The 26,934-nt window shown below is 52.6% G+C and carries 24 protein-coding genes, 1 rRNA gene and 1 pseudogene; 17 read left to right on the top strand and 9 right to left on the bottom strand.

From position 1 onward, the window contains the following. Positions 1-2: 2 nt before the first annotated feature. The 7 genes from yhdP to csrD form a co-directional block, all read right to left on the bottom strand. Positions 3-3,815, bottom strand: coding sequence for an AsmA2 domain-containing protein YhdP (yhdP, locus tag GA0061070_RS12880; protein WP_090136514.1), 3,813 nt, complete (start codon positions 3,813-3,815; stop codon positions 3-5). Between the two features lie 54 nt (positions 3,816-3,869). Beyond that, positions 3,870-5,339 (bottom strand): ribonuclease G, encoded by a 1,470-nt coding sequence (rng, locus tag GA0061070_RS12885; protein ID WP_090136515.1) that lies wholly within the window; start codon positions 5,337-5,339, stop codon positions 3,870-3,872. Beyond that, positions 5,329-5,922 (bottom strand): Maf family protein, encoded by a 594-nt coding sequence (locus tag GA0061070_RS12890; RefSeq protein ID WP_090136516.1) that lies wholly within the window; start codon positions 5,920-5,922, stop codon positions 5,329-5,331. Before GA0061070_RS12890 ends, rng begins: the two co-directional genes overlap by 11 nt. Before the next feature lie 8 nt (positions 5,923-5,930). Then, positions 5,931-6,419 (bottom strand): rod shape-determining protein MreD, encoded by a 489-nt coding sequence (gene mreD / locus GA0061070_RS12895; RefSeq protein WP_090136517.1) that lies wholly within the window; start codon positions 6,417-6,419, stop codon positions 5,931-5,933. Further along, positions 6,419-7,417 carry a rod shape-determining protein MreC gene (gene mreC, locus GA0061070_RS12900; protein ID WP_007369863.1) on the bottom strand — a complete coding sequence of 333 codons (999 nt, stop codon included), beginning with the start codon at positions 7,415-7,417 and terminating at the stop codon, positions 6,419-6,421. The genes mreD and mreC overlap by 1 nt, the downstream gene beginning before the upstream one ends. Positions 7,418-7,478: 61 nt before the next feature. Next, positions 7,479-8,522, bottom strand: coding sequence for a rod shape-determining protein MreB (gene mreB / locus GA0061070_RS12905; protein WP_006818047.1), 1,044 nt, complete (start codon positions 8,520-8,522; stop codon positions 7,479-7,481). A gap of 307 nt (positions 8,523-8,829) precedes the next feature. Next, positions 8,830-10,773, bottom strand: a complete 1,944-nt coding sequence (csrD, locus tag GA0061070_RS12915; protein WP_090136518.1) for an RNase E specificity factor CsrD — start codon at positions 10,771-10,773, stop codon at positions 8,830-8,832. 292 nt (positions 10,774-11,065) lie between these two features. Here csrD and msrP point away from each other — a divergent pair, with 292 nt between their 5' ends. The 17 genes and pseudogenes from msrP to GA0061070_RS25980 all read left to right on the top strand — a co-directional run. After that, positions 11,066-12,064, top strand: coding sequence for a protein-methionine-sulfoxide reductase catalytic subunit MsrP (msrP, locus tag GA0061070_RS12920; protein WP_090136519.1), 999 nt, complete (start codon positions 11,066-11,068; stop codon positions 12,062-12,064). Continuing rightward, entirely contained in the window at positions 12,065-12,664 is a 600-nt protein-coding gene (gene msrQ / locus GA0061070_RS12925; protein ID WP_090136520.1) for a protein-methionine-sulfoxide reductase heme-binding subunit MsrQ, read from the top strand. 234 nt (positions 12,665-12,898) lie between these two features. Next, a complete protein-coding gene (gene aroQ, locus GA0061070_RS12930) occupies positions 12,899-13,351 on the top strand; it encodes a type II 3-dehydroquinate dehydratase (protein WP_090136521.1) in 453 nt (150 codons plus the stop codon). A 21-nt stretch (positions 13,352-13,372) separates the two neighbouring features. After that, a complete protein-coding gene (gene accB, locus GA0061070_RS12935; RefSeq protein ID WP_090136522.1) occupies positions 13,373-13,837 on the top strand; it encodes an acetyl-CoA carboxylase biotin carboxyl carrier protein in 465 nt (154 codons plus the stop codon). A gap of 10 nt (positions 13,838-13,847) precedes the next feature. Beyond that, positions 13,848-15,197 carry an acetyl-CoA carboxylase biotin carboxylase subunit gene (gene accC / locus GA0061070_RS12940; RefSeq protein WP_090136523.1) on the top strand — a complete coding sequence of 450 codons (1,350 nt, stop codon included), beginning with the start codon at positions 13,848-13,850 and terminating at the stop codon, positions 15,195-15,197. 108 nt (positions 15,198-15,305) lie between these two features. Continuing rightward, a complete protein-coding gene (locus GA0061070_RS12945; protein WP_090136524.1) occupies positions 15,306-15,548 on the top strand; it encodes a YhdT family protein in 243 nt (80 codons plus the stop codon). Then, positions 15,538-16,989, top strand: coding sequence for a sodium/pantothenate symporter (gene panF / locus GA0061070_RS12950; RefSeq protein ID WP_090136525.1), 1,452 nt, complete (start codon positions 15,538-15,540; stop codon positions 16,987-16,989). Before GA0061070_RS12945 ends, panF begins: the two co-directional genes overlap by 11 nt. An 11-nt stretch (positions 16,990-17,000) precedes the next feature. Next, the gene (prmA, locus tag GA0061070_RS12955) at positions 17,001-17,882 is read left to right on the top strand and encodes a 50S ribosomal protein L11 methyltransferase (protein ID WP_090136526.1); all 882 of its coding nucleotides are present in this window, start codon (positions 17,001-17,003) and stop codon (positions 17,880-17,882) included. Positions 17,883-18,011: 129 nt separating this feature from the next. Further along, positions 18,012-18,752 carry a carbonic anhydrase gene (locus GA0061070_RS12960; RefSeq protein ID WP_090136527.1) on the top strand — a complete coding sequence of 247 codons (741 nt, stop codon included), beginning with the start codon at positions 18,012-18,014 and terminating at the stop codon, positions 18,750-18,752. A gap of 330 nt (positions 18,753-19,082) precedes the next feature. Continuing rightward, the gene (gene dusB, locus GA0061070_RS12965; RefSeq protein WP_090136528.1) at positions 19,083-20,048 is read left to right on the top strand and encodes a tRNA dihydrouridine synthase DusB; all 966 of its coding nucleotides are present in this window, start codon (positions 19,083-19,085) and stop codon (positions 20,046-20,048) included. Positions 20,049-20,071: 23 nt separating this feature from the next. Beyond that, positions 20,072-20,368, top strand: coding sequence for a DNA-binding transcriptional regulator Fis (gene fis / locus GA0061070_RS12970; RefSeq protein WP_000462905.1), 297 nt, complete (start codon positions 20,072-20,074; stop codon positions 20,366-20,368). Positions 20,369-20,839: 471 nt separating this feature from the next. Beyond that, the gene (locus GA0061070_RS12975; protein ID WP_035888016.1) at positions 20,840-21,061 is read left to right on the top strand and encodes a putative periplasmic lipoprotein; all 222 of its coding nucleotides are present in this window, start codon (positions 20,840-20,842) and stop codon (positions 21,059-21,061) included. Positions 21,062-21,538: 477 nt separating this feature from the next. Beyond that, on the top strand, positions 21,539-22,564 hold the full coding sequence (locus GA0061070_RS12980) for an amino acid ABC transporter substrate-binding protein (protein WP_090136529.1): 1,026 nt from the start codon (positions 21,539-21,541) through the stop codon (positions 22,562-22,564). A 72-nt stretch (positions 22,565-22,636) separates the two neighbouring features. Beyond that, entirely contained in the window at positions 22,637-23,818 is a 1,182-nt protein-coding gene (locus GA0061070_RS12985) for an amino acid ABC transporter permease (RefSeq protein ID WP_090136530.1), read from the top strand. Between the two features lie 9 nt (positions 23,819-23,827). Beyond that, positions 23,828-24,931: an amino acid ABC transporter permease gene (locus GA0061070_RS12990; RefSeq protein WP_090136531.1), complete on the top strand. Its 1,104-nt coding sequence runs from the start codon at positions 23,828-23,830 to the stop codon at positions 24,929-24,931. 8 nt (positions 24,932-24,939) lie between these two features. Beyond that, the gene (locus tag GA0061070_RS12995) at positions 24,940-25,698 is read left to right on the top strand and encodes an amino acid ABC transporter ATP-binding protein (protein ID WP_007369845.1); all 759 of its coding nucleotides are present in this window, start codon (positions 24,940-24,942) and stop codon (positions 25,696-25,698) included. Positions 25,699-25,805: 107 nt separating this feature from the next. Then, a pseudogene (locus tag GA0061070_RS25980) lies at positions 25,806-26,234 on the top strand (IS110 family RNA-guided transposase); the annotation flags it as partial. Here GA0061070_RS25980 and GA0061070_RS25985 read toward each other — a convergent pair. Next, positions 26,169-26,411, bottom strand: coding sequence for a hypothetical protein (locus GA0061070_RS25985; protein WP_425256056.1), 243 nt, complete (start codon positions 26,409-26,411; stop codon positions 26,169-26,171). The pseudogene GA0061070_RS25980 and the gene GA0061070_RS25985 overlap by 66 nt on opposite strands. Before the next feature lie 434 nt (positions 26,412-26,845). Further along, a 5S ribosomal RNA gene (rrf, locus tag GA0061070_RS13005) occupies positions 26,846-26,934 on the bottom strand; the annotation flags it as partial.

Here is a 26,934-nt window from a genome sequence, read left to right on the forward strand (position 1 = left end):
AATCATTGCGTTTTGTCCGTGCGCGGCTGGCGCAGGACTTCGTTAATCTGCGGCTGATCAACCGGGCCAGTAATGCTGTAGCGCAGAATAGAGACTTTATTCCATAGCGGCCCCAGCACTTTACTGGCGGCAAACACTGCCGCGCCTACGATCGGGTTGACGGCGAAAGCGGCCGCCACGCCTACGGTTGCCGAAATTTCCGGTGCCACAACCGCTTCAACATTCAGTTCGCGGCGCACCAGATCGACCGAACCTTTCATCGCGATATCGGCTTCCAGCCCATCCACCAGCGTATCATCGCTGTGCAGCACGCCATCTTTGATCCATGCGGTGCTGCGAATCGAATCAAACCAGAACCCTTCACTACTGAAGGTATCGCTAAAATCGAAGCGCAGTTTGCGCAGCAGCGCATCGACACTGAACAAGCGCAGTAACTGGCCCGCATGACCAGTGCTGATATCAGTGATCATCCCTTTACCCAGCCGCGTACGTAAAATGCCGTTCAGCGACTCTTCCTGCGGTTGCCACGGCGGACTACGCCAGTGCAGGTCATAGTTGATATCGAAAGAGGAGTCGCGTATCGGCGTCGAGACGCCAAAGAAACTCGCTGCCGAGTCGAGTTTCTCACCACGCAGTACACCTTTCAGCGACGTGCGTTCTGCCCCTTCCCGGTTAACCCATTCGCCGTCTGCCGTCAGACGCGCGGTGCCACTATCCACCAGGCCATTCGCCAGCGTCAGCGTATCGCCATTAATCGAAAAATCACCGTCGATGCGGCCATATTTTTGTCCCCATAGCCAGCATTCAGCACAGCGCAACTGCAAATCCGGCCAGCCGGTAAAATCAATACGGGTTTTGCCACGCAGCAACGTCGATGGCGACGAAATGTCATCATCATTCGGCTGCATATTAGATGGATTGTAATAGAGGTAACGGATGGCCGCTTGCCACGGCGCATTCTTGCGCAGCGTCAGCGTACCGCTAATTTCCCGCGCCTGCGCCTCAATGGTAGAGCCGGAAAGCTGCGGCTGCGAGACGATACTCAGATTATTCCATTGCTGCCCGCCCAGCGTCAGCGCTGGCGTGCGCAACGTGATGCTGGACGGGAAACTCGTTGAATTACTGACATTATCCGCCACACCCTGGTGGAATAGCGCCAGCCACTGCGCACCGTTCATGGCGGGGAGATTCAGCTCCAACCCGGGCTTTTCCGGCAATGGCGGAAGGGTGCGACTATCCGAGGTCCAAATCCCACGATCAAGCGTGAGTTTGTTGTTAAGCAACCAGCGGCTGTTGAAGTGATTATTGCTACCGGCGTTACCGGTCAGCGCAAAGCCACGCAGATCGCCATCCACTTTCAGTTTTACCGGCAGTGCTTTACCTGCTGCTTTATCCAGCGGCGGCGGCAAGGTGCTGGCGATATTACTCAGGTCGCCATCAATATTGACCTTGTAGTTCGCACCGCCGCTATGCGGCAGCTCAATTCCAACATCCCCTTTCCATGCAACGCTGCCGCCGAGCGCAGACTCAAGCTGTGTAGGTAATACGCCCGTGCGCGCTGGCTGCCATTTGCCATTGAGATTGACCGCTACCTGATACGCCTTGCCGCCTTCAGTAGTGGAAAAATCGAGATTCAGAGGCTGATTAAACCAGGTCGCCTGTAACGGCTCGCTTTTCAGAGTGCCATTATTGAAACTGAATTTGCCACTGAGGTTTTTCAGCGTGCTGTTGAGCGGCTTGATAAACAAGCTATTGTTACGCAGCACCACATCGCCTTTGGCAACGGTCATCTCGCCATCCAGAGGAATATCAAGATGTAAGCGAGCGCTTACGTCGCCATCAAGTTGCAGTTCATCCAGCGCGCTGGCCAGCGTATCGTGCAGTGGAGTCTCTTTGAAGTAGGGGCCAACTGCTTTGCCCGGGCCGTTAATATCGGCATCGATCAGCAGATTCTCTTTTTCATAATCAGGAATAACCGCAGTCAGATTGCTGGCGGTCACACCGCCCAGGGCCGCCTTATCGCTTTTCATCCACAGACCGTCATTGAGAAAATCCAGCTTAATATCCAGATTTTTCAGCGCTGGCCAATCAGGCTGAAAAGCAAAGGTCGCATTGTGCAGCGGCACCAGCACTTCAAACTGGCCTTCATTGTGCTTATAGGGGAATAAGTGCGGGTTGCCGCCGTACACCAGCGTGGCATCCTGCGCCTGCCCACCTTTAATGGCAGCGCTAAGATATGACACCAGCGCTTTGCCCATCAGGTTTTGCGGGAAGTAGCGCCAGGACTGCCCGGCGTCGGAAACATTGATCCCCGCCAGAATGCCAAGCCAGGGCTCATCATCCTGCGGCTGGAGATAACGGAAACCTCCATGCGCATGTAGCGCGTTCGCCTGCACATCAATGTTATGACCATCAAGCTGGAAGCCATGTTCGTTCTTCTGCCAGTTCAGCGTGGCGTCCGCTTTCTCAATTTCGAGCGGTGCCGGGAACACGCCGACGTACGGCATTTTCGCCTGCGTCACCGCGCCCGTTAAGCGCCCATCAACGAGACTGCCTTCCAGCTTGCCGCTGAAATGCTCAACACCCGGCAACAACTGCCACTGTTTCCAACGGATATCTTTCCACTGTGCCAGGAAACGCGTTTTGTCGGTTGCCTGCAACGGGATATCCAGTGCCAGTTGCTCCAGCGAGCCTTCTGGTTGCATGGTGCGCCAGATGTCGGACAGGGACGGCGAGATCTTCTGCGCAATCGGCAGCAGCCCTTCCAGCCCACTCAATTCAAGGTTGTTGGCGCGAATGCGTAATTCATCACTGCCAATGCTGTTCACCCCACCCACTTCCTGCGCCGGAACCCAGGCGAAACTCAGCGCACCCTGCGGCCATGCGCGGTCATCAATAGCGATACGTGTTACCGGCACATCAAACTGCCAGCCTTGCTGTTGACGGGAAACATGGACGGTCAGGTTATCGACCGTCAAACGGTGGGTGGTTGCCTGCTCTCCCTGCCAACTGGCGCCACCTTTTTTCAGCCACACATCGCCGCTTTCCACCACACCTTTATCCAGCGTCATCCAGCCCTCAAGGCTAAAACGGGCAGAATCGAGCGCCACATTGTCCTGCATCCACTTACCGAGCCATGGTTTAACATCGATATCATCGGCTTGCAGCCAGACACGGCCATTATTCAGCAGCCCGTTGTCGTCGCGGAGATCCATCCGAACCTGCATCACACCATGCTGCCCGGTCAGGCTCGAGAGGCTGACTTGCCCCTCGGCGCGGTGACGATCGTTGCCGTTAAGCCATGTTAGCTGCGGGATCGCCAGTTCAGCGCGTTGGCCGGAAAGCGTCAGAAAACTGACGCGGCTGTCGCGAAGATCGAAATGATCAAACTGGCGTAAGAAGAGGTCGCTGATGCGATCGCTGGCAATCGGCTCACCATTGTCATTCCGCTGCAACGGCGTATTGGTGCGCGCGATCAGTTGATAAAAGGTGAGATCACGAAACTGCCAGCGCAGGTGGAGCAGGCTCTGCCAGACATCCAGTGCCAGCGTCACGCGCTTAACGGAAAGATCGCCGCCATCATTCAGGCGGGCTTTGAGATCGCGCACTTCCAGCTCAGGGCCGAAATTCTCCCAGCGCGCCTGCAACTGACTGGCCGAAACCGGAATGCCGGTTTGTGCCGTGATGCGCGTCAGGATCTCCTCGCGCCAGTTATCCAGGTGCGGCAACACCAGGCGCAAACCACTCACCAACAGCGCCGCGATAACAATCAGCGTCGCCCCTGTAAGCAGCAATATCCCCGGCAGTCGCCTCACGCCTCTCTCCTTGTCAACCCAATCAGACCCGCTCGTGCCTCAGCACGCTGCGCATTACATCATGACTACGTCAAACTGCTCCTGATTATAGAGCGGCTCGATTTGCACTTTTACCTGCTTGCCGACGAAGATTTCCACTTCGGCCAGCGCATGCGACTCTTCACCTTTCAGGGTTTCCGCTACCGCAGGTGAAGCATAGACCAGGAAGCGATCGGAATCGTAGGCATGGTGGACGCGAACGATCTCGCGCATGATCTCATAGCACACAGTTTCCACGGTTTTTACCGTTCCCCGGCCATGACAAGTGGGACATTCGTTACACAGGACGTGCTCCACGCTCTCGCGCGTGCGTTTGCGGGTCATCTCTACCAGCCCAAGCTGGGAAAAACCGTTGATACTGGTTTTCACCCGATCTTTGCTCAGCGCCTGTTCCAGCGAATGCAGCACGCGACGGCGGTGATCCTCATTATTCATATCAATAAAATCAATGATGATAATGCCGCCAAGATTACGTAACCGTAGCTGCCGGGCGATCGCCTGAGTGGCTTCGATGTTGGTGTTGAAGATGGTGTCGTCGAGGTTACGATGTCCAACAAATGCGCCTGTATTAATATCGACAGTGGTCATCGCTTCGGTTTGATCGATGATCAGATAGCCACCAGATTTCAGTTCGACCTTGCGCTCCAGCGCGCGCTGAATTTCGTTTTCCACATCGTAGAGATCGAAGATCGGCTGGCGACCGCTGTAATGTTCCAGTTTGCTGGTCATTTCCGGAATGTATTCGGCCGTAAACTCAAGCAACGCCTCAAAGGTCAATCTCGAATCAACGCGGATACGATCCAGATGCGCATCGGCAAAGTCGCGCAGTACACGCTGCGCCAGCGCCAATTCGCCATAGAGTTTACAGCGCGTCTGCTGGCGTTTCTTGCGCTCCATCACTTTCGTCCAGACACGCTTAAGATAAGCGGCATCAGAAGAGAGATCCTCTTCGCACACACCTTCGGCAGCAGTACGAATAATAAAGCCGCCCTGCTCATCGCAGTAGCGGGCCACCACCTGCTTCAGGCGCTCGCGTTCGGCTTCACTTTCAATACGCTGGGAAACGCCAACGTGCGCCGCACCCGGCATAAACACCAGATAGCGGGACGGTAGCGTAATATCTGTGGTGAGGCGAGCGCCTTTGGTGCCGAGAGGATCTTTGACCACCTGCACCATCAGATCCTGCCCCTGGCGAACCAGTTCGGAGATATCGCGAACGGTGAAGTTTTTCTGCTCTTCGCCGGCGACGCATTCGGTATGCGGCATAATGTCGGAGGCGTGTAGAAACGCCGCCTTTTCCAGGCCAATATCTACAAAAGCCGCCTGCATACCTGGAAGTACCCTGCTGACACGACCTTTGTAGATATTGCCTACTATCCCGCGCCGTGCTTCGCGCTCGATGTGAATTTCCTGAAGAATACCGCCGTCAATATAGGCGACGCGTGTTTCCGATGGTGTAACGTTGACCAACAATTCAGCCGTCATGATTATTTCTCCCTTCACGCAGTGCGTTAAAATTGCTCAGCAATTCCCAGGTTTCCACCAGCGGTAAACCCACAACGGCATGATAACTACCGTTAATTTTCCTGACGAAACACCCACCCAGACCCTGAATGCCGTACGCGCCAGCTTTATCCAGCGGTTCTTTGCTTTCGACGTAGGCGGCAATATCCTTTTCTGATAACACTCTGAAGGTCACTTCTGTTTCCACCAGACAATCGAGCAGATGCTGGCGATCGGCCAGCACCACAGCGGTCATGACCTGGTGTGTTTGCCCGGAAAGCAAACGTAACATACTGGCAGCATGAAAGGAGTCTTTCGGTTTTTCAAGCACTTCACCATTAAATATCACAATCGTGTCCGCACCTAACACCGGCAAATCGCGAGGCGCCATCGCTACGCCCGCCAGCGCCTTCTCACGTGCGAGGCGCAGAACATACTGCCGCGCGTTCTCCTGCGGCTGGCGTTGTTCTTCAATTCCCGGAACGATACGTTCGAAAGCCACACCTAATTGAGTGAGCAGTTCCTGACGACGGGGAGAGCCGGAAGCGAGCCAGATATCTGTCATAACAACCTTTATTGCACCGCAAACTGCTGGCGGATCTTACGCATTAACAGGAAGAGCCACGGCCAAAGCACGCCATTTACGAGGCTGCTCCAGAAAATGTTAGGCTTGAACGAAACGTTAATTACCAGGAACTCAGCCCAGAAAACAATCACTTCGGTCGCCAACGACAACAACATTACCACCAGCGCCTGTTGCCAGAGCGCCAGATTACGGAATAACTGAAATTTCAGTGCAACCAGATAGGCGACAATGCTTAATGACAACGCACGAACACCCAGGGTGGATCCGCTAATCAGATCCAGTATGGCACCCATAGCGAAACCCGTACCGACATTTACGCGATGCGGGAGCGCCAGGATCCAGTAAAGCAGAATAAGCAGCACCCAATTTGGCCGGTAAACAATAATGTCGTCCGGCCAGGGCATGATTTGAAGCAACAGAGCAATGAAAAACGAGAGCCAGATAACCCAGCGCCCCTGGCTACGGTAACTTGCCACTATTGCCCTCCCGGAGAGAGTTGCGGCGGCGGCTGTGTAATACCGGTTGCCGGAGCAGGCATCGGCGCAGGCGGCCCCATCACGTCAGGTGAAGGCAGAACCTGAGGCATCATTTGCAGCAGACGTTCATTCGCCACGCGATGCACATCTTCCGGCGTCCGTGGATTGGTACCGTTACGATCCGCGCCCCACAGCAGCAACAGATAACGTAAACGTTGCAGGCCCGCCGTCGGACGCGCCTGAATCACCGTGTACGCACGCTGCGTATCCAGTTTCACCGATGAAACAACGGCAACCGGATATCCTTCAGGGAAACGACCACCAAGGCCGGAAGTAACCAGCACATCGCCCACGCGAATATCGGTGTTTGCGGGCAGGTGTTCCAGTTGCAGATCATCGGTACAACCGTTGCCAGCGGCAATCACGCGGATATCGTTACGCAGAACCTGAATCGGCAGCGCATGCGTCGCATCGCAAATCAGCAGCACACGGCTGGTCAGTTTCGCTACGGCGACTACCTGACCGACGACGCCTTTGTCGCTGATCACCGGTTGGCCTTCGTAAACGCCGTTCGCGCTGCCCTTATCGATCACAACCTGATCGCTGTACGGATCGTTCACCGTCGAAATCACCTGGGTCACCATCTTCTGCTCATCCTGACGCAGTGGCGATCCCAGCAGTTCCCGCAGGCGCGCGTTCTCCTGTTTGTACTGCCCTAACATCAGCAGTTCGCTGTTTTTCAGTAGCAGTTCCTGACGCAACGCCCGATTTTCAAGCTCGAGTTGGTCGCGCGATGCCAACGTTTGCGACACGCTATCGAGTAATTCACGGGGACCGTTGGAAATAAAATAGAAGGGACTGACGGCAGTATCCATGTACGTTCTGATCTGGCTGAACGTACCGAGGCGGCTGTCGGCAATGATGACTCCAAGCGCCACCAAAACCGCCAGAAAAAGGCGAATCTGTAGCGACGGGCCACGGCTAAAAATTGGCTTCATAGGCTTTGCGTATTCTCAGGCCAGACAGAACCGGAGCGAATCACTCCGGTTCTGACGCGGACTATTCTTCGCTGAACAAATCGCCGCCGTGCATGTCGATCATTTCCAGCGCCTTGCCGCCACCACGCGCTACACAGGTCAGTGGATCTTCTGCAACCACAACAGGAATACCGGTCTCTTCCATCAGCAGGCGATCGAGGTTACGCAGCAGCGCACCACCACCGGTCAATACCATACCGCGTTCGGAGATATCGGAAGCCAGTTCCGGCGGGCACTGTTCCAGGGCAACCATCACGGCGCTAACAATACCGGTCAGCGGTTCCTGCAATGCTTCCAGGATTTCGTTGGAATTCAGGGTAAAACCGCGCGGTACGCCTTCGGCCAGGTTACGGCCACGCACTTCGATTTCACGCACTTCGTCTCCCGGGTAAGCAGAGCCGATTTCGTGTTTGATACGTTCAGCGGTTGCTTCACCAATCAGGGAGCCGTAGTTACGACGGACATAATTGATGATCGCTTCGTCGAAGCGATCGCCGCCAATACGCACGGAAGAGGAGTAAACCACGCCGTTAAGAGAGATAACCGCAACTTCCGTGGTACCACCACCAATATCCACAACCATAGAACCGGTCGCTTCAGATACCGGCAAGCCTGCACCGATTGCGGCCGCCATCGGCTCTTCAATCAGGAAGACTTCACGTGCGCCTGCACCCTGTGCAGATTCACGAATCGCTCGGCGTTCAACCTGGGTCGCGCCAACCGGCACACAAACCAGCACACGCGGGCTTGGACGCATAAAGCTGTTGCTGTGCACTTGTTTAATAAAGTGCTGCAACATTTTTTCGGTCACGAAGAAGTCAGCAATAACGCCATCTTTCATCGGACGAATCGCCGCGATGTTGCCCGGTGTACGCCCAAGCATCTGTTTCGCTTCATGACCTACTGCGGCCACACTTTTCGGTGAACCGGCACGATCCTGACGAATGGCCACCACGGACGGCTCATTCAATACGATGCCTTGTCCTTTTACATAAATCAGGGTATTCGCGGTACCCAGGTCAATGGACAGGTCATTGGAAAACATGCCACGAAATTTTTTCAACATACTAAGGGATAATCCTGAAAGCTGGGGCGGATACAAAATCCGCTTACTTTACCAACCACACGCAGCAGCGACAAGGCGCAAGAATCATCTGCTACGGTGAAAATTAGTGCAGTTTGTTTCCTTTGTTGCAAAACGACACGTCTTCCATCGGAAGCAGAAAAAAAACCTCTGTTCCGGCGTATTGCTTTTGCGTTATTTCAAAGGTCAAACCGGCTTTTCATTACTGTCGCAATCCAGCGGGCAGACAAGCACACCCCCAAAAATGACAGCGCGCATTATTCTACGTGAAAACGACTCAAACAGCAGTTCAAACCGAGTATCTTTGCGAATATTTTTTCACATTGGTATCGAGCGGTTGAGAAGATGCGAAAAAATCGCCCTGCCCCCCGACAACGCCCCGCTCCACCAACGTCTGCCATTCAGCCCGTGCACGAACGCCAGTCGCAAAAACGCGTGTCCGTGTACCTTTGCACGCCTCCACAAGACTCTGAACCAGCAACTGATTTTCGGTACGCTTTTCAATGTTCCTGACCAGTCCCGGATGCAGCTTTAATAACTCCACATCCAACACTTTAATCCAACTGGTGCTCACCAACGTCAGACCCGCCTGCACCACCGCTACGCGCGCGCCCAGAGCGTTAATTAATCGCACCACCGACTGTAACCGGCTGATATGTTGACAAACATCAGCCTCAGCAAGTTCAAAAATAATCCGTTTACGTTGAGATTTTTCGCATTCCATTAATGTGTCGCGCAGCCAGCGTTGAAAACGCGGGCGTACCAGAGACTGAACTGTCACCTGCATTGCCAGATTTTCTTCCGGCCAGAACCTCAGAAAAGGAATAAGACGAGTGATCTGCTGGCGGTCATACTCTTCGGAGAGCCCAAACTGGAACACCATCGGCATATATTCTTCGGCGATCACCTCCTGTTCACCATCGAAAATACGGCACATCAGTTCACGGTGATGCACCAGCCCGTCGCGATTGACGGCGGGTTTCTGATAAACGCGCGGCCCCCCCCGGCTCAGCATCTGTTCTATCAGCGTCCGCCAGCGCACATTGCCACGCCCTTGCTCGGGTAATGAATCATCATAAACCGACCAGCTGTTACCCCCCTGCAATACCGCATTACGCGTCGCAGCTTCCGCATGCTCCATCACTTGTTCCGTTGACTGGCCGCTACGCCATGCACAAACACCAATGTGCATAATATCTTCGCGGTTTTGTGCCTTACTATGCGGCAGCCCATCAACAGATTTCAGGAGCTGCCCGGCGATACTTTCCGCTTCCTTTAATGTTCGGTGTGGCAACAGCACGGCAAAATCGCTGCGTTGATAACGTGCCAGCAGCGCGCCTGGGTAACGCATAATAAAAGTGGAAAGTAAGTTGATGAGGGTGAAAAAATACTCTTCCGCCGCCGTATTCAGCCCCCAGTTCTCGCGCATGAGATCGAAATCTGGCAGGCGGATCATCATTACGACCCCGTGTGAACCTACTTTTTCCTGATCTTCCAGCAAGGTCGCCAGTTGGTTATCAAAAAACAGACGGTTGTTCAGGCCGGTACGTGTATCTTGCGCCGCATAAGAGCGGATCAGCGTATCCATCCGGCTGCGCTGATCGCTGGCGAACTGGATATCGGTCAGCAGCACATCGAGCGCGCTGCTGGTGCGTGATGGCCACTCGTAGATGCTGCCGCGAACCTGCGGGCCTCGCTCGCCATTAAGGATCCGCGTCGCTCGACCTTCCAGCAGTTCCTGTCCGGAAAGCTGACGACGCAGCCAGCGAACAGCAAGAAAGATAATGACGATCATAAAACCGATCGCGACAGTCAACGGCGCCGAATTGACCAGAGAACGAAAGTAGTTGGCCATCGGATCCTGATAGATAAGCGAAATCGTGAGACCGGGGTTTTTCAGTGCAGGAATGAGCAGTTCATGGGTCTGCAAACTACTGCCTGCCGGACGGTAGCTGCCGTTGTGCACATAACTGAGCAGGGTTTTCTTCCCCTGCTTGATCTCAATTTTAATGATATCCAGCGGTACCATCAGCTCATCAAACTGACGAGAAAGCCGGTTAACAGGAGTAGATATCAGGCGGGTATCCACAACCGCTGCGACCGCTGCCACACGGTTAGCGACTTTGTCTTGTATGGCATTATAAAAGCTCAGTGAGCAGCCAATCAGCGTGATGAAAATCGCCAACGCGGTCAGCAGCGTCACAAAAGCGGAAAATTTCGTCGTTAATCGCATCCCTGTGTTAACTCCGTTGTATTAAAGGAAAAGACGATACCGACCCAAAGTTTCTTAAAAAGTAAGCACTAACTTTCAAATCTAACCGTGATATGGAAGAGTCAGGAGTAAAGTTAGAAAAATCCTGGGCCGTTTTACCCCTGCGAGTATAGTCCTCATAGATATTTTTCCAATCAGCAATCATATGGATTATTGTTTTCGGTAAATGCCCCCCAATGTTTGGTAACACACTCCCACTCGCACTATCGCATCGCTTACACCATGCTTATTAAAAAAATTCGCGGAGGATGCAATGAAGAAAAAACTGACTGAAGCCGACGTAACTGCTGAATCCGTATTTATGTTACAGCGCCGCCAGGTGCTAAAAATGCTGGGTATTGGCGCGATGACGCTAAGTTTGTCGCCGATGGCGCAGGCGGATCTGCTGGATTGGTTTAAAGGTCATGACCGTCCGAAAGCCCCCGCAGGAAAACCCCTCGATTTCAGCCAGCCAGCGCAGTGGCAAGCTAAACTTACGTTAACACCGGAAGATAAGGTCACTGGCTACAATAACTTTTATGAATTTGGTCTGGATAAAGCCGATCCCGCAGCTAACGCCGGGGAGATGAAAACCGATCCCTGGACACTGACCATTGATGGCGAAGTAGCGAAACCGTTAACCCTCGATCACGCAGCGCTGACGTCGCGCTTCCCACTAGAAGAGCGTATTTATCGCATGCGTTGTGTCGAGGCGTGGTCGATGGTCGTGCCGTGGATTGGTTTCCCGCTGCATAAGCTGTTGGCGTTGGTCGAACCCACCAGCAACGCAAAATATGTCGCTTTCGAAACGCGTTACGCACCGGAAGAGATGCCGGGGCAAAAAGATCGGTTTATCGGCGGTGGCTTGAAATACCCCTATGTCGAAGCCCTACGTATAGATGAAGCAATGCATCCGTTAACGCTGTTGACGGTGGGCGTCTACGGCAAAGCGTTACCGCCGCAAAATGGCGCGCCAATTCGGCTGACCGTACCGTGGAAGTATGGTTTTAAAGGCATTAAATCAATCGTCAGCATTAAGCTCACCAGTAAACGGCCCCCCACCACCTGGAACCTCGCCGCACCAGACGAATATGGTTTTTACGCTAACGTGAATCCGCATGTGGATCACCCGCGCTGGTCACAAGCAACAGAGCGCTTTATTGGTTCCGGCGGTGCGCTTGATGTAAAACGACAGCCAACATTACTGTTTAACGGCTACGCTGAAGAAGTGGCTTCGCTTTATCACGGGTTGGATCTACGGGAGAATTTTTGAGTGCGTTTAACGGCAAAACAGGTTACCTGGCTTAAAGTCGCTTTACATCTGGCGGGTCTGTTGCCTTTTCTCTGGCTGTTCTGGGCGGCAAATCAGGGCTACTTCAGCGCCGATCCGGCCAAGGATATTCAGCACTTTACCGGCAGAATGGCGCTGAAATTCCTGCTGGCGACGCTGTTGATAACACCGCTGGCGCGTTATGCGAAACAACCTTTATTGATCCGCACACGGCGACTGCTCGGGCTGTGGTGTTTTGCCTGGGCGACCCTTCATCTGACCAGCTATACGCTGCTGGAGCTTGGTATCAATAATCTGACGCTGCTCGGTCAGGAGCTGGCTACGCGTCCTTATTTAACGCTGGGAGCCGTAAGCTGGCTGATTTTGCTGGCGCTGGCAGCCACATCAACGCAGTGGGCACAGCGCAAAATGGGCAAGCGCTGGCAACAATTACATAACTTCATCTATCTGGTGGCGATCCTCGCCCCAATTCACTATCTTTGGTCTGTAAAGATTCTCTCTCCGCAGCCGCTCCTGTACGCCGCTGCCGCGATCGTGTTCCTGGCATGGCGTTACAAGAAGTTCCGCCAATGGTGGCGTTAATGCAACAATCTGTGCAGTTTCCCGCAAATCTATTATCCTTGGCACCCATATATCAGCCAGGTGGTGAATAATCTTCCCTGATAAGACCAGTATTTTGCTGCCAAATGCTACGAAATCGTTATAATGTGCCACTTTGGTTTTCACGGCAGGGCTTTCAGCCTTTAACAACGTGACAACCATGCAACCAAGGTATATTTTGTTTTTTACCGGAAAATTGCAGGAGATAGCAGCACAATGGCGGACAAATTGCGTATTTTGCTTTTAAACGGCCCCAATCTGAATATGCTGGGAACCCGTGAACCCAAAACTTACGGTTCGCTCACCCTGCAGCAGATTGTTAACCGTTTAACAAATGAAGCGGAAGCGCTAAACGTCACGCTCACGCATTTTCAGTCGAACGCCGAGTTTGCGTTGATCGACCGTATTCATCAGGCAAAAGACACTGTGGACTTCATCCTGATCAATCCGGCCGCTTTTACGCATACTAGCGTCGCGATTCGTGATGCGTTGCTGGCGGTGGATATCCCGTTTATCGAGATCCATCTGAGTAATGTCCATGCGCGCGAGCCATTCAGACATCACTCTTATCTCTCCGATATCGCTGTCGGCGTTATCTGTGGATTAGGCGCCGATGGTTATACATACGCTTTACAGACAGCGGTAAAACGCCTGTCACAAACACACTAAACAAGAGTACGGAACCCACTCATGGATATTCGTAAGATTAAAAAACTGATCGAGCTGGTTGAAGAATCAGGCATCTCCGAACTGGAAATTTCTGAAGGCGAAGAGTCTGTTCGCATCAGCCGCAGCGCGCCGAATGCTGGTTACCCGATGATGCAGGCTTATGCTGCGCCGGTAGCTCAGCCTGCACTGGCAGCCGCTGTCGTACCAGCCGCAACCGCTACGGAAGCACCTGCTGCTGCCGCAGAAATCAGTGGCCACATCGTACGTTCCCCGATGGTTGGAACCTTCTATCGCACTCCGAGCCCGGACGCAAAAGCGTTTATCGAAATCGGCCAGAAAGTCAACGTGGGCGACACCCTGTGCATCGTTGAAGCCATGAAAATGATGAACCAGATCGAAGCAGATAAAGCAGGCGTGGTGAAAGCCATTCTGGTGGAAAGTGGCCAACCGGTTGAATTTGACGAGCCGCTGGTCGTCATCGAATAACGAGGCGCACATGCTGGATAAAATTGTTATCGCTAACCGCGGCGAGATCGCACTGCGTATTCTTCGTGCCTGTAAAGAGCTGGGCATCAAGACTGTCGCTGTGCACTCCACCGCGGATCGCGATTTAAAACACGTACTGCTGGCGGACGAAACGGTTTGTATCGGTCCGGCACCGTCCGTGAAAAGCTATCTGAACATCCCGGCGATCATCTCTGCTGCCGAAATCACCGGTGCCGTGGCGATTCACCCGGGTTACGGCTTCCTTTCAGAGAATGCCAACTTTGCTGAGCAGGTTGAACGCTCCGGCTTTATCTTTATCGGCCCGAAGGCCGACACCATTCGCCTGATGGGCGACAAAGTGTCCGCGATTACTGCCATGAAGAAAGCCGGCGTACCGACCGTTCCGGGTTCTGATGGCCCGCTCGGCGATGATAACGACGTTAACCGCACACATGCTAAACGTATCGGTTATCCGGTAATTATCAAGGCCTCCGGCGGCGGCGGCGGTCGCGGCATGCGCGTTGTGCGCAAAGATGCCGACCTGGCGCAGTCCATCGCCATGACACGTGCGGAAGCGAAAGCCGCTTTCAACAACGACATGGTATATATGGAGAAATACCTGGAAAATCCTCGCCACATCGAGATCCAGGTACTGGCAGACGGCCAGGGCAACGCCATCTATCTGGCCGAGCGCGACTGCTCCATGCAGCGCCGTCACCAGAAAGTGGTCGAAGAAGCGCCAGCGCCGGGCATTACCCCGGAACTGCGTCGCTATATCGGCGAACGCTGCGCCAAAGCCTGTGTCGATATCGGTTATCGCGGAGCGGGTACGTTCGAGTTTCTGTTTGAAAATGGCGAGTTCTACTTCATTGAAATGAACACCCGTATTCAGGTTGAGCACCCGGTTACCGAGATGATCACCGGTGTTGACTTGATCAAAGAGCAGCTGCGTATTGCAGCCGGTCAGCCGCTCTCCATTAAGCAGGATGAAGTTGTGGTCAGAGGCCATGCGGTGGAATGCCGTATCAACGCCGAAGATCCGAACACCTTCCTGCCAAGCCCGGGTAAAATCACGCGCTTCCACGCGCCGGGTGGTTTTGGCGTTCGCTGGGAATCGCACATTTACGCCGGCTATACCGTGCCGCCGTATTACGACTCCATGATCGGCAAACTGATCTGCTACGGTGAGAGCCGCGATGTGGCGATTGCGCGCATGAAGAATGCGTTGCAGGAACTGATAATCGACGGTATCAAAACCAACGTGGATTTGCAGACCCGCATCATGAACGACGAGAATTTCCAGCACGGTGGCACCAACATCCACTACCTGGAGAAAAAACTCGGCTTGCAGGAAAAATAATCTGCAATCAGCGCAAGAGGCCGGATTTTCCGGCCTTTTTTCTTTTTCTCTCCCCTCATCTTTTCCATAGGGTACAATCCCCGCTTTCTTCATCCACAAGGGAAAAAAATGGACAATCGTTTTGTTCAGGCCCACAAAGAAGCCCGCTGGGCGCTGTGGCTGACCCTTCTTTATCTTGCTGCATGGTTAGTGTGCGCTTACCTACCAGGTACAGAGCAGGGATTCACCGGCCTGCCGCGCTGGTTTGAACTGGCCTGTCTGTTGACGCCGCTGGTCTTTGTGCTGCTGTGCTGGGCAATGGTGCACTTTATCTTCCGTGATATTCCGCTGGAGGATAACGATGCAGAGTGAAATTATCGCCGTACTGGTTATCTACCTGATCGTAGTATTCGGCCTCTCCTTCTATGCTATGCGCCAGCGCAGCAAAGGCGCGTTCCTCAGTGAATACTTCCTCGGCAGCCGCTCGATGGGCGGTTTTGTGCTGGCAATGACGCTGACGGCAACCTATGTCAGCGCCAGTTCATTTATCGGCGGACCAGGCGCGGCCTATAAATTTGGCCTCGGCTGGGTATTACTGGCGATGATCCAAGTGCCGACCATCTGGCTCTCTTTGGGTATCCTCGGCAAAAAGTTTGCCATTCTGGCGCGTCGTTACAATGCGATTACGCTGAACGATATGCTGATGGCTCGCTACCAGAACCGTGCGGTTGTGTGGATCGCCAGCCTTACTCTGCTGGTTGCCTTTGTCGGTGCCATTGCCGTGCAATTCATCGGCGGTGCGCGTCTGCTGGAGACTGCCGCCGGGATCAAGTACGAATCTGGCTTGCTGATCTTTGGCATCACCATTGCGCTGTACACCGCCTTTGGCGGTTTTCGTGCCAGCGTACTCAATGATACGATGCAGGGTATGGTGATGTTGATTGGCACGTTGGTACTGTTGATCGGCGTGATCCATGCCGCTGGTGGGCTACACAGTGCGGTGGAGACGCTGCAACAGATTGATCCGCAACTGGTAAGTCCGCAAGGCGCCCACGATATCCTTTCACCTGCATTTATGACCTCATTCTGGGTGCTGGTCTGTTTTGGTGTGATTGGTTTGCCGCATACCGCCGTTCGCTGTATTTCCTATAAAGATAGCAAATCTGTTCATCGCGGCATTGTTATCGGCACTATTGTCATCGCGTTGTTAATGCTGGGAATGCATCTCGCTGGCGCTCTCGGCCGCGCCGTGTTGCCGCATCTTTCAGTACCAGATCAGGTGATCCCAACGTTAATGGTTGAAGTTTTACCCCCCTGGGCTGCCGGGCTGTTTCTTGCTGCGCCGATGGCGGCGATCATGTCGAACGTCAATGCGCATTTATTGCAGGCTTCGGCCACGATCATCAAAGATCTGTGGTTGAGCGCCCAGCCGACTAAAATTCGTCATGAACCGCGTTTAAAACGGATCTCCACCGTGACAACCCTGGTACTCGGCGTGCTGATGATGCTGGCGGCATGGCGCCCGCCAGAAATGATTATCTGGTTAAACCTGCTAGCGTTTGGCGGTCTGGAAGCGGTATTTCTGTGGCCGCTGGTTTTGGGGTTGTACTGGGAGCGGGCGAATGCTGCTGGCGCATTGAGCGCCATGGTCACGGGCGGGGTACTGTATGCCGTTCTTGCCACGTTTAATATTCAGTACCTGGGCTTTCATCCGATTGTGCCCTCGTTGCTGTTAAGTTTGCTGGCCTTCGTCGTTGGGAACCGTTTTGGTCAACCAACACCGCAGGCTCCGACTGTTTCTGTTAATGAATGAAGAGTTACGACATGCCATGGATCCAACTTAAACTGAACACCACCGGCGCAAATGCTGAAGATCTGAGCGATGCTTTGATGGAAGCGGGTGCGGTATCCATTACGTTCCAGGATACGCACGACACACCCGTGTTTGAACCATTGCCAGGTGAAACTCGCCTGTGGGGTGATACCGACGTTATCGGCCTGTTTGACGCCGAAACAGAGATGACCGATGTGGTCGCCCAGCTTGCGCAGCACCCACTGCTGGGCGAAGGCTTCCCCCATAAAATCGAGCAACTGGAAGATAAAGACTGGGAGCGCGAATGGATGGATAACTTCCATCCGATGCGCTTTGGCGAGCGGTTATGGATCTGCCCAAGCTGGCGCGATGTACCGGACGAAAACGCGGTCAACGTGATGCTCGATCCAGGTCTGGCGTTCGGCACCGGCACTCATCCAACGACAGCGCTGTGCCTGCAATGGCTGGACAGCCTCGATCTGAACGGCAAGACAGTGATCGACTTTGGCTGCGGCTCGGGGATCCTGGCGATCGCGGCGCTGAAACTGGGTGCTGCAAAGGCGATCGGCATTGATATCGATCCGCAGGCGATCCAGGCAAGCCGTGACAATGCCGAACGTAACGGTGTCTCCGATCGTCTGGATCTGTATCTGCCAGAGGCACAGCCTGAAGCGATGAAAGCCGATGTGGTGGTCGCTAATATCCTGGCTGGACCTCTGCGGGAACTGGCACCACTAATCAGCGTACTGCCCGTTGAGGGTGGCCTGCTGGGGCTTTCCGGTATCCTCGCCAGCCAGGCAGATAGCGTCTGCGAGGCTTATGCTGAACTCTTCACGCTCGATCCGGTGGTCGAGAAAGAAGAGTGGTGCCGTATTACCGGTTGTAAAAAATAAGCATTTGGGCATGGTCATCTGACCATGCCTCTTTCAGCGCAATAATCCTCTCTCCCCTGACAATTCTCCGGTAATATAACCAGACAAATCGTATGGATTTGTCTGACGAAAATTCACCGGAAGAATATGATGAAACATGTTACTGGCAAGACAGCGCTGCTGGCGCTAAGCATGATCTCGGCTTCAGCATTCGCATCACACTGGGGCTACGAAGGAGAAGGTTCACCAGAACACTGGGGCGAGCTGGATGAGGCGTACAAGACCTGTCAAAGCGGAATGAACCAGTCGCCTATTAATATTGATTCGACCGCAAACACCCATCTATCCCCGCTGGAAACGCACTATATTGATGGCCCTGTGACGTTGACAAACAATGGCCATACCATTCAGGCAAGTGAACAGGCTGACACCCGCGATTCCATCACTCTGGATAAGCAATCCTGGATATTACAACAGTTCCATTTCCACACGCCGAGTGAAAACACCGTGCATGGCAAGAAATACGCGATGGAAATGCACCTGGTCCATAAAAATGCCGATGGGGAGTTGGTGGTGGTTGCGGTCATGTTCGATAAAGGCGCCGCGGCCCCGGAGCTGGAAAAACTGTGGAGCGTTATGCCTCAGCAGGCTGAGCAGAATGTCACCATCAAGCAGGATCTGAACCTGAATAAACTGTTGCCGAAAGATAAAACTTACTGGCGCTTCAGCGGCTCACTGACCACCCCACCGTGCTCTGAAGGTGTCACCTGGATTGTGCTTAAGCACCCCCTGACTGTTTCAGCAGAACAGCTTGAGAAATTCACCCATACAATGCATCACGATAATAACCGACCGGTACAGTCTCTGCATGGTCGCGTTGTGGTCGAATAACGCGCAGCTTTCACATTACGATCATGCTCTAAATGCGACTCAGATCGCAAAAAAGAGGGGAAGTCTGCTGCTAAAAAAAGCAGATTATCCCGCTCAGAGGATGTATTTATTCAGAATATGGTGAGAAGTTACGGGAAATTGTAAGCTTCCATAAAATAACTATTCACGCGTAACTCAATGATTTAAAGGATGAATAATTTTCAACGGGAAGATTGAGTGGCTATTCCTTGATCTACAACAGAGGATTGCTCAAAGTTTGGCCTTTCATCTCGTGCAAAAAATGCGTAATATACGCCGCCTTGCAGTCACAGTATGGTCATTTCTTAACTCATGCGCATCGGACACCACCAGCTTAGAAATCGCCTGATCGCAGCCCCTATGGCAGGTATTACCGACCGGCCGTTCAGGACGCTGTGCTACGAGATGGGAGCCGGTTTAACCGTATCCGAGATGATGTCGTCTAACCCGCAGGTCTGGGAAAGCGATAAGTCCCGCCTTCGGATGGTGCACATTGATGAACCAGGTATTCGCACTGTGCAAATTGCAGGGAGCGATCCTGATGAAATGGCGGAAGCCGCACGTATTAATGTGGAAAGCGGCGCCCAGATTATTGATATCAATATGGGTTGCCCGGCAAAAAAGGTGAATCGCAAGCTGGCAGGCTCGGCTCTGTTGCAGTACCCGGATCTGGTGAAGTCTATCCTGGCCTCGGTAGTGAATGCAGTGGATGTGCCTGTTACGCTGAAGATTCGCACAGGCTGGGCTCCGGAACACCGTAACTGCGTAGAAATTGCCCAACTGGCCGAAGAATGTGGCATTCAGGCTCTGACCATTCATGGACGCACCCGCGCCTGTTTGTTCAATGGAGAAGCTGAGTACAACAGTATTCGGGCAGTTAAGCAGAAAGTTTCCATTCCGGTTATCGCGAATGGCGACATTACTGACCCGCTAAAAGCCAGAGCTGTACTCGACTATACGGGAGCTGATGCTCTGATGATAGGACGTGCCGCTCAGGGAAGACCCTGGATCTTCCGGGAAATCCAGCATTATCTGGACACTGGGGAGCTGCTTGCCCCACTGCCGCTGGCAGAGGTTAAGCGCTTGCTTTGTTCGCATGTTCGGGAATTGCATGACTTTTATGGTCAGGCAAAAGGGTACCGAATTGCGCGTAAACACGTCTCCTGGTATCTCCAGGAGCACGCTCCAGATGACCAGTTTCGGCGCACATTCAACGCCATAGAGGATGCCAGCGAACAGCTGGAGGCGTTGGAGGCATACTTCGAAAATCTTGCGTAATGAAATAAAGAGCTGACAGAACTATGTTCGAACAACGCGTAAATTCTGACGTACTGACCGTTTCTACCGTTAACTCTCAGGATCAGGTAACCCAAAAACCGCTCCGTGACTCGGTAAAACAGGCACTGAAGAACTATTTTGCTCAACTAAATGGTCAGGATGTTAATGACCTGTATGAGCTGGTACTGGCTGAAGTTGAACAGCCACTGTTGGACATGGTGATGCAATACACCCGTGGTAATCAGACCCGCGCGGCGCTGATGATGGGCATCAACCGCGGCACGCTGCGTAAAAAACTGAAAAAATACGGCATGAACTGATTCTGAATCAGTCAGTTGTATTGATAAAAAGGCGCAACTCGGCATGGGGAAGCGCCTTTTTTATCAAATTGGCTACACTGCTGGCTACACATAAACGTGTACTCATTACGGCTTATGGTAATAAACTTAGCCCGCTGGATAATTTTTCCTGAGAATAATTAAGTAGTTAAATAAAAGCACATAACGGCGCTTTTATTCTACCTGAACGATAAACTGGATTATTATTCGTGCACAGTCAATTTCACAATGCTGTTCCCGGCTGGCCATTAATCTTTTTTATTGTCCGTTTCATCTTTTCTGCATTTTCCCTTCCCGGCTACACGTTTCTCTCCATGATGTTTACACGGCACATAAATTGAGATTATTACACCAAGGAATCGTCGTTACCGGGTGGTAAAATAACCACCATCAACTCAGAAGAGATATCACGAGTATTGATATCGGGAGTTGTGTTTATTTCGAGGTAACATTATGAAAAACTTCATTGCTGTAGCATTACTGACAACACTGCTTGCCGGTTGTGCTCATGATTCTCCTTGCGTGCCAGTGTATGACGATCAGGGCCGACTGGTACATACCAATACCTGTATGAAAGGGACAACTCAGGATAACTGGGAAACTGCCGGAGCGATTGCGGGTGGTGCAGCGGCGCTGGCTGGTCTGACGCTCGGCATCGTGGCGTTGACCCGATAAATTGACAAAAGCGCGGCTTACCGCGCTTTTGATTTATTGTGGTGCACTCTTTTTCTCGCCAGTAAATGATCAGCATTTCATACCTGTTGTTATTCAAAAATAAATGATTAACCGCCGCGCATTAACACCCTGTTTTTTATATATCCACCCTTTCTTCGTGAGCTGATTCACAAACTCTGTCCATTCACTATATTGCTTATATTCATCCGCGAAACTCATTTGTTAACAAAAAGTAATTTTTGTGATTTTTTTGCTCCATTTTGTGGCGTAGGTTGTATTTTTGCACCATTACGAGGCGTTTATTTTATTTTTTCCTGTCTACACTCTCAATATTGCGTATACGCCCCTTTCAAACACGTCATTCGCAATATTGGCATTCCCTTTGCTTAAAAGAGAATGGCCATTGCCACAGACAGGTTTCAGGCGTTTCACGGACGCCTTATATAACGATAAATTTTTCGCCACACAGGATACATTATGAAAAAGATGATGATCGCCAGCCTGGTCGCTGCCGGTGCGCTGTTTGCTCTTGCAAATCAGGCGCATGCGGGTACAACGCTGGATGCCGTTAAAAAGAAAGGCTTTGTACAATGCGGTATCAGCGACGGCCTGCCTGGCTTCTCCTACGCGGATGCGAGCGGTAAATTCACCGGTATCGACGTAGACGTTTGCCGTGGCGTTGCCGCCGCCGTTTTCGGTGACGACAGCAAAGTAAAATATACCCCGCTGACCGCGAAAGAGCGTTTTACCGCTTTGCAGTCCGGCGAAGTGGATATTCTTTCCCGTAATACTACCTGGACATCTTCCCGTGATGGCGGCATGGGGCTGTCATTTACTGGCGTAACTTATTACGACGGTATCGGTTTCCTGACCCATAACAAAGCGGGTCTGAAAAGCGCGAAAGAGCTGGATGGCGCAACCGTTTGCATTCAGGCCGGTACAGATACCGAGCTGAACGTGGCGGATTACTTCAAATCCAACAACATGAAATATACCCCGGTCACTTTCGATCGTTCTGACGAATCGGCAAAAGCCCTGGAGTCAGGCCGTTGCGATACGTTGGCTTCCGACCAGTCTCAGTTGTACGCGCTGCGCATTAAACTGAGCAACCCGGCTGAGTGGATCGTCCTGCCGGAAGTGATTTCTAAAGAGCCGCTGGGCCCGGTTGTTCGCCGTGGCGACGACGACTGGTTTGCCATCGTACGCTGGACACTGTTCGCGATGCTGAATGCGGAAGAGATGGGCGTTAACTCGAAGAACGTTGATGAGAAAGCAGCAAACCCGGCGACACCGGATATGGCTCACCTGTTGGGCAAAGAAGGCGACTTTGGTAAGGATCTGAAGCTTGATAATAAATGGGCTTACAACATCATCAAGAAAGTCGGTAACTACTCCGAAGTGTTTGAACGTAACGTAGGCTCTGAAAGCCCGCTGAAAATCAAACGTGGCCAGAACAACCTCTGGAATAACGGCGGTATCCAGTACGCTCCGCCAGTGCGTTAATTCGCAAGTGCTGTAACGGGCACCACTTCGCGTGGTGCCCAGCCCAGAGTCATGGTTACTGAGGTTTTTGCTATGTCCCATCGCCGCCCAACCGTGAAAGGCTCCTTTTCCCTTTCTAACCCTGCGGTTCGTGCCTGGCTGTTTCAAATCCTTGCGATTGTCGCCGTGGTCGTTATCGCAATCTATTTGGTACACAACACTATTACTAACCTGAACAATCGCGGGATCACATCCGGCTTTGCGTTCCTCGATCGCGCCGCTGGTTTCGGTATTGTTCAGCACTTGATTGATTATGAGCAGGGCGACACCTATGGCCGGGTGTTCCTTGTCGGTTTACTTAACACCTTGCTGGTATCGGCATTATGTATTGTATTCGCCTCTTTCCTCGGCTTCTTCCTTGGTCTGGCGCGCCTGTCAGAAAACTGGTTACTGCGAAAACTGTCGACGATTTATATCGAAACCTTCCGCAATATCCCGCCGCTGCTGCAAATCTTTTTCTGGTACTTTGCTGTACTGCGGAATTTGCCCGGCCCGAGGCAAGCGGTTAACGCGATGGATTTACTGTTTTTGAGCAACCGTGGCCTTTATATTCCTTCACCACAAATGGGCGAAGGTCTGTTGGCCTTTGCTGCTGCTGTTATCGTAGCAGTGATCATTTCTGTCGTTCTGCTTCGTTTCAATAAAGCACACCAGATCAAGACCGGTCAGTTGCGTCGCACCTGGCCGGTTGCGCTGGGGCTGATTATTGTGCTGCCGCTGATGACGCACTGGTTTTTTGGTGCAGCATTACACTGGGATGTTCCGCAACTGCGCGGTTTTAACTTCCAGGGCGGAATGGTGCTGATCCCGGAACTTGCGGCACTGACGATTGCGTTATCCGTCTATACTTCAGCGTTTATCGCCGAAATTATCCGCTCTGGTATTCAGTCTGTTCCCCATGGTCAGCATGAGGCCGCGCGTTCTCTGGGGCTGCCGAATCCGGTGACACTGCGCCAGGTCATTATCCCTCAGGCATTGCGCGTCATTATTCCACCACTAACCAGCCAGTATCTGAACATTGCGAAAAACTCATCTCTGGCGGCTGCTATCGGCTACCCGGATATGGTGTCTCTCTTCGCAGGAACGGTGCTGAACCAGACCGGTCAAGCCATTGAAACCATTGCTATAACCATGTCCGTTTATCTGCTTATCAGTCTGTCGATCTCGCTCCTGATGAACATTTATAACCGTCGCATTGCACTAATTGAGCGCTAAGGAATTACGATGACAAAAGCTATTCTGTCTCCCTCTGCGCGCCAGATACCTGCAAGAAACAATGGCGCGGTGATGTGGGTGCGAAAAAATCTGTTCTCCAGTTGGTCGAACTCGTTGCTCACAATCGTGTGCCTGTGGCTGATGTGGGAACTGATCCCACCTCTGCTGGAGTGGGTGTTTTTCCAGGCTAACTGGGTGGGTTCAACCCGGGCGGACTGTACAAAAGCGGGTGCCTGTTGGGTGTTTATTCATGAGCGTTTTGGCCAGTTTATGTATGGTCTCTACCCGCATGAACAGCGTTGGCGTATCAATCTGGCGCTGATTATCGGCCTGCTCTCAATTGTGCCAATGTTCTGGAAAGCTTTACCGTATCGTGGCCGCTACATTGCCTGCTGGGCTGTTATCTACCCAATCGTTGTCTGGTGGTTAATGTTTGGCGGCTTTCTGGGACTGGATCGCGTTGAAACCCGCCAGTGGGGCGGCCTGACGCTGACGTTAATTATCGCTTCTGTTGGTATTGCCGGTGCGCTGCCGCTGGGTATTTTGCTGGCGCTGGGTCGTCGTTCAAAAATGCCAGTCGTGCGCGTACTGTCGGTGGTGTTTATCGAATTCTGGCGCGGTGTACCACTGATCACTGTTCTGTTCATGTCTTCGGTCATGCTGCCGCTGTTTATGTCGGAAGGAACCAGCATTGATAAGCTGATCCGCGCGTTGGTCGGCGTGGTCCTGTTCCAGTCTGCTTATGTGGCGGAAGTGGTGCGCGGTGGTTTGCAGGCGCTGCCAAAAGGCCAGTATGAAGCCGCAGAATCTCTGGCGCTGGGTTACTGGAAAACGCAGGGGCTGGTGATTCTGCCGCAGGCGCTGAAGCTGGTGATCCCGGGCCTGGTGAACACCATTATTGCGCTGTTTAAAGATACCAGCCTGGTGATCATCATCGGTCTGTTCGATCTTTTCAGCAGCGTGCAGCAGGCTACAGTCGATCCGGCATGGCTAGGTATGTCGACTGAGGGCTATGTTTTCGCCGCGTTAGTTTATTGGGTTTTCTGTTTTAGCATGTCGCGCTACAGCCAGCACCTGGAAAAGCGCTTTAACACCGGGCGTACACCGCACTGAGGATCACCATGAGTAATATGATTATGCAACCTGCCGACGCGATGATTACGCTCGATAATGTGAACAAATGGTACGGGCAGTTCCATGTCCTTAAGGACATCAATCTGAACGTTAAGCAGGGTGAACGTATCGTACTCTGTGGCCCTTCCGGTTCAGGGAAATCAACGACTATCCGTTGTATCAACCACCTGGAAGAGCATCAGCAGGGCCGTATCGTTGTTGATGGTATCGAGCTGAACGAAGATATCCGCAATATTGAAAAGGTTCGCCAGGAAGTGGGCATGGTTTTCCAGCACTTCAATCTGTTTCCGCATCTCACTGTATTACAGAACTGTACGCTGGCACCGATTTGGGTGCGTAAAATGCCGAAGAAGGAGGCTGAAGCGCTGGCAATGCATTATCTTGAGCGCGTGCGTATTGCCGAGCATGCGCACAAATTTCCCGGACAGATTTCGGGTGGTCAGCAACAGCGTGTAGCGATTGCCCGCTCTCTATGCATGAAACCAAAGATCATGCTATTTGATGAACCCACGTCAGCGCTGGATCCGGAAATGGTGAAAGAAGTACTGGATACGATGATTGGCCTGGCACAATCTGGTATGACGATGCTGTGCGTAACCCATGAAATGGGCTTTGCCCGCACCGTCGCTGATCGCGTGATCTTTATGGATCGCGGTGAGATTGTTGAGCAGGCGCCGCCTGAAGAGTTCTTTGCGAACCCGAAATCAGAACGTACCCGCGCTTTCCTGTCGCAAGTTATCCACTGATTGTTATCGCTGTGTTCCAGGGCCACCCACAGGTGGCCTAATGAGATGGTCACCCCCACCCTGTGAGCGGTACGCTGGCAGGGTGTTTTATTTCAGAGGGAACCATCATGCAAAACGTTACGCTTATTGGTATCGATCTCGGTAAACATTCCTTCCACGTACACAGTCAGGACGAAAAAGGTCATGCACTGTTACGTAAAAAGTTTTCCCGTAGTCAGCTTATTCATTTCCTCAGTTCCTGTAAGCCGGCGACCGTGGTAATGGAGTCCTGTGGCGGGGCTCACTTTATGGCGCGGCGCATAGCGGATTTAGGCCATCGGGCAAAGCTGATTTCTCCGCAGTTCGTTCGCCCTTTTGTCAAGAGTAACAAAAACGATTTTGTTGATGCAGAAGCTATCTGCGAGGCAGCTTCCCGACCTTCCATGCGCTTTGTACAACCCCGCACGGAAGACCAGCAGGCAATGGCGGCCCTACACCGGGTCCGTGACTCCCTGATACGCCAACGCGTCAAAACCACCAATCAGATACACGCATTTTGACTGGAATTCGGCGTCAGTCTGCCGCGCGGTATTGCCGTGATACGGCGTCTGGCAGAGTGGGTTACAAAGCAGCTTGCCAGCCATCATTCGAACGTGGTGGCGTGCGCCCTGGCGAATAAACTGGCGCGGATAGCCTGGGCGGTGACGGCCCATCAGGCGGCGTTCAGCAAACAAAAAGAGCCAACGAAAAACTCGTCAGCTCAGTTAATTAACACGTTACTTTCTGGTTTTGCGACAACAGATAATTGATGACATGAACGGCATATCGGCCTGCTGATGAACCTGACATAAAAAATGGCTCTATGAAGCCGACGGCCTTTTAAGGTTCGGCAGGCGCGGAACTCATCGTGGCGCGGGCATCAGTGCTCACCAGACGCCGAATAGATTTACGCAAGCCCACCATAAATCAAAATCTGTGTTGCAAAAATGGGGGTGACCATAGATTTTATCGCTCTCGTTCTGATGTTAGGGGCTTTACAAGACGTTGTTGCAGCGCAACGTTCAACGTACCCGACAATTTATCCTCATCAGGATGATGATGTTTATGAGTAAACAACAGATAAAGCAAAAGGCCCTGTCTTTCGACAGGGCCTTTTGCTTTTTTTGATGCCTGGCAGTTCCCTACTCTCGCATGGGGAGACCCCACACTACCATCGGCGCTACGGCGTTTCACTTCTGAGTTCGGCATGGGGTCAGG

It is taken from the genome of Kosakonia oryziphila (genome assembly GCF_900094795.1).
In the GTDB taxonomy this organism is placed as follows: domain Bacteria; phylum Pseudomonadota; class Gammaproteobacteria; order Enterobacterales; family Enterobacteriaceae; genus Kosakonia; species Kosakonia oryziphila.

Bases quoted from the DNA above. Each gene is read 5' to 3' on its own strand.
- msrP (WP_090136519.1), top strand. From the start codon at position 11,066: ATGAAGAAAAAACTGACTGAAGCCGACGTAACTGCTGAATCCGTATTT.
- GA0061070_RS12975 (WP_035888016.1), top strand. From the start codon at position 20,840: ATGAAAAACTTCATTGCTGTAGCATTACTGACAACACTGCTTGCCGGT.
- GA0061070_RS12945 (WP_090136524.1), top strand. From the start codon at position 15,306: ATGGACAATCGTTTTGTTCAGGCCCACAAAGAAGCCCGCTGGGCGCTG.
- panF (WP_090136525.1), top strand. From the start codon at position 15,538: ATGCAGAGTGAAATTATCGCCGTACTGGTTATCTACCTGATCGTAGTA.
- fis (WP_000462905.1), top strand. From the start codon at position 20,072: ATGTTCGAACAACGCGTAAATTCTGACGTACTGACCGTTTCTACCGTT.
- GA0061070_RS12985 (WP_090136530.1), top strand. From the start codon at position 22,637: ATGTCCCATCGCCGCCCAACCGTGAAAGGCTCCTTTTCCCTTTCTAAC.
- GA0061070_RS12980 (WP_090136529.1), top strand. From the start codon at position 21,539: ATGAAAAAGATGATGATCGCCAGCCTGGTCGCTGCCGGTGCGCTGTTT.
- rng (WP_090136515.1), bottom strand. From the start codon at position 5,339: ATGACGGCTGAATTGTTGGTCAACGTTACACCATCGGAAACACGCGTC.
- mreC (WP_007369863.1), bottom strand. From the start codon at position 7,417: ATGAAGCCAATTTTTAGCCGTGGCCCGTCGCTACAGATTCGCCTTTTT.
- csrD (WP_090136518.1), bottom strand. From the start codon at position 10,773: ATGCGATTAACGACGAAATTTTCCGCTTTTGTGACGCTGCTGACCGCG.
- GA0061070_RS12995 (WP_007369845.1), top strand. From the start codon at position 24,940: ATGAGTAATATGATTATGCAACCTGCCGACGCGATGATTACGCTCGAT.
- aroQ (WP_090136521.1), top strand. From the start codon at position 12,899: ATGGCGGACAAATTGCGTATTTTGCTTTTAAACGGCCCCAATCTGAAT.
- prmA (WP_090136526.1), top strand. From the start codon at position 17,001: ATGCCATGGATCCAACTTAAACTGAACACCACCGGCGCAAATGCTGAA.
- GA0061070_RS12890 (WP_090136516.1), bottom strand. From the start codon at position 5,922: ATGACAGATATCTGGCTCGCTTCCGGCTCTCCCCGTCGTCAGGAACTG.
- GA0061070_RS12960 (WP_090136527.1), top strand. From the start codon at position 18,012: ATGAAACATGTTACTGGCAAGACAGCGCTGCTGGCGCTAAGCATGATC.
- accC (WP_090136523.1), top strand. From the start codon at position 13,848: ATGCTGGATAAAATTGTTATCGCTAACCGCGGCGAGATCGCACTGCGT.
- mreB (WP_006818047.1), bottom strand. From the start codon at position 8,522: ATGTTGAAAAAATTTCGTGGCATGTTTTCCAATGACCTGTCCATTGAC.
- dusB (WP_090136528.1), top strand. From the start codon at position 19,083: ATGCGCATCGGACACCACCAGCTTAGAAATCGCCTGATCGCAGCCCCT.
- accB (WP_090136522.1), top strand. From the start codon at position 13,373: ATGGATATTCGTAAGATTAAAAAACTGATCGAGCTGGTTGAAGAATCA.
- GA0061070_RS12990 (WP_090136531.1), top strand. From the start codon at position 23,828: ATGACAAAAGCTATTCTGTCTCCCTCTGCGCGCCAGATACCTGCAAGA.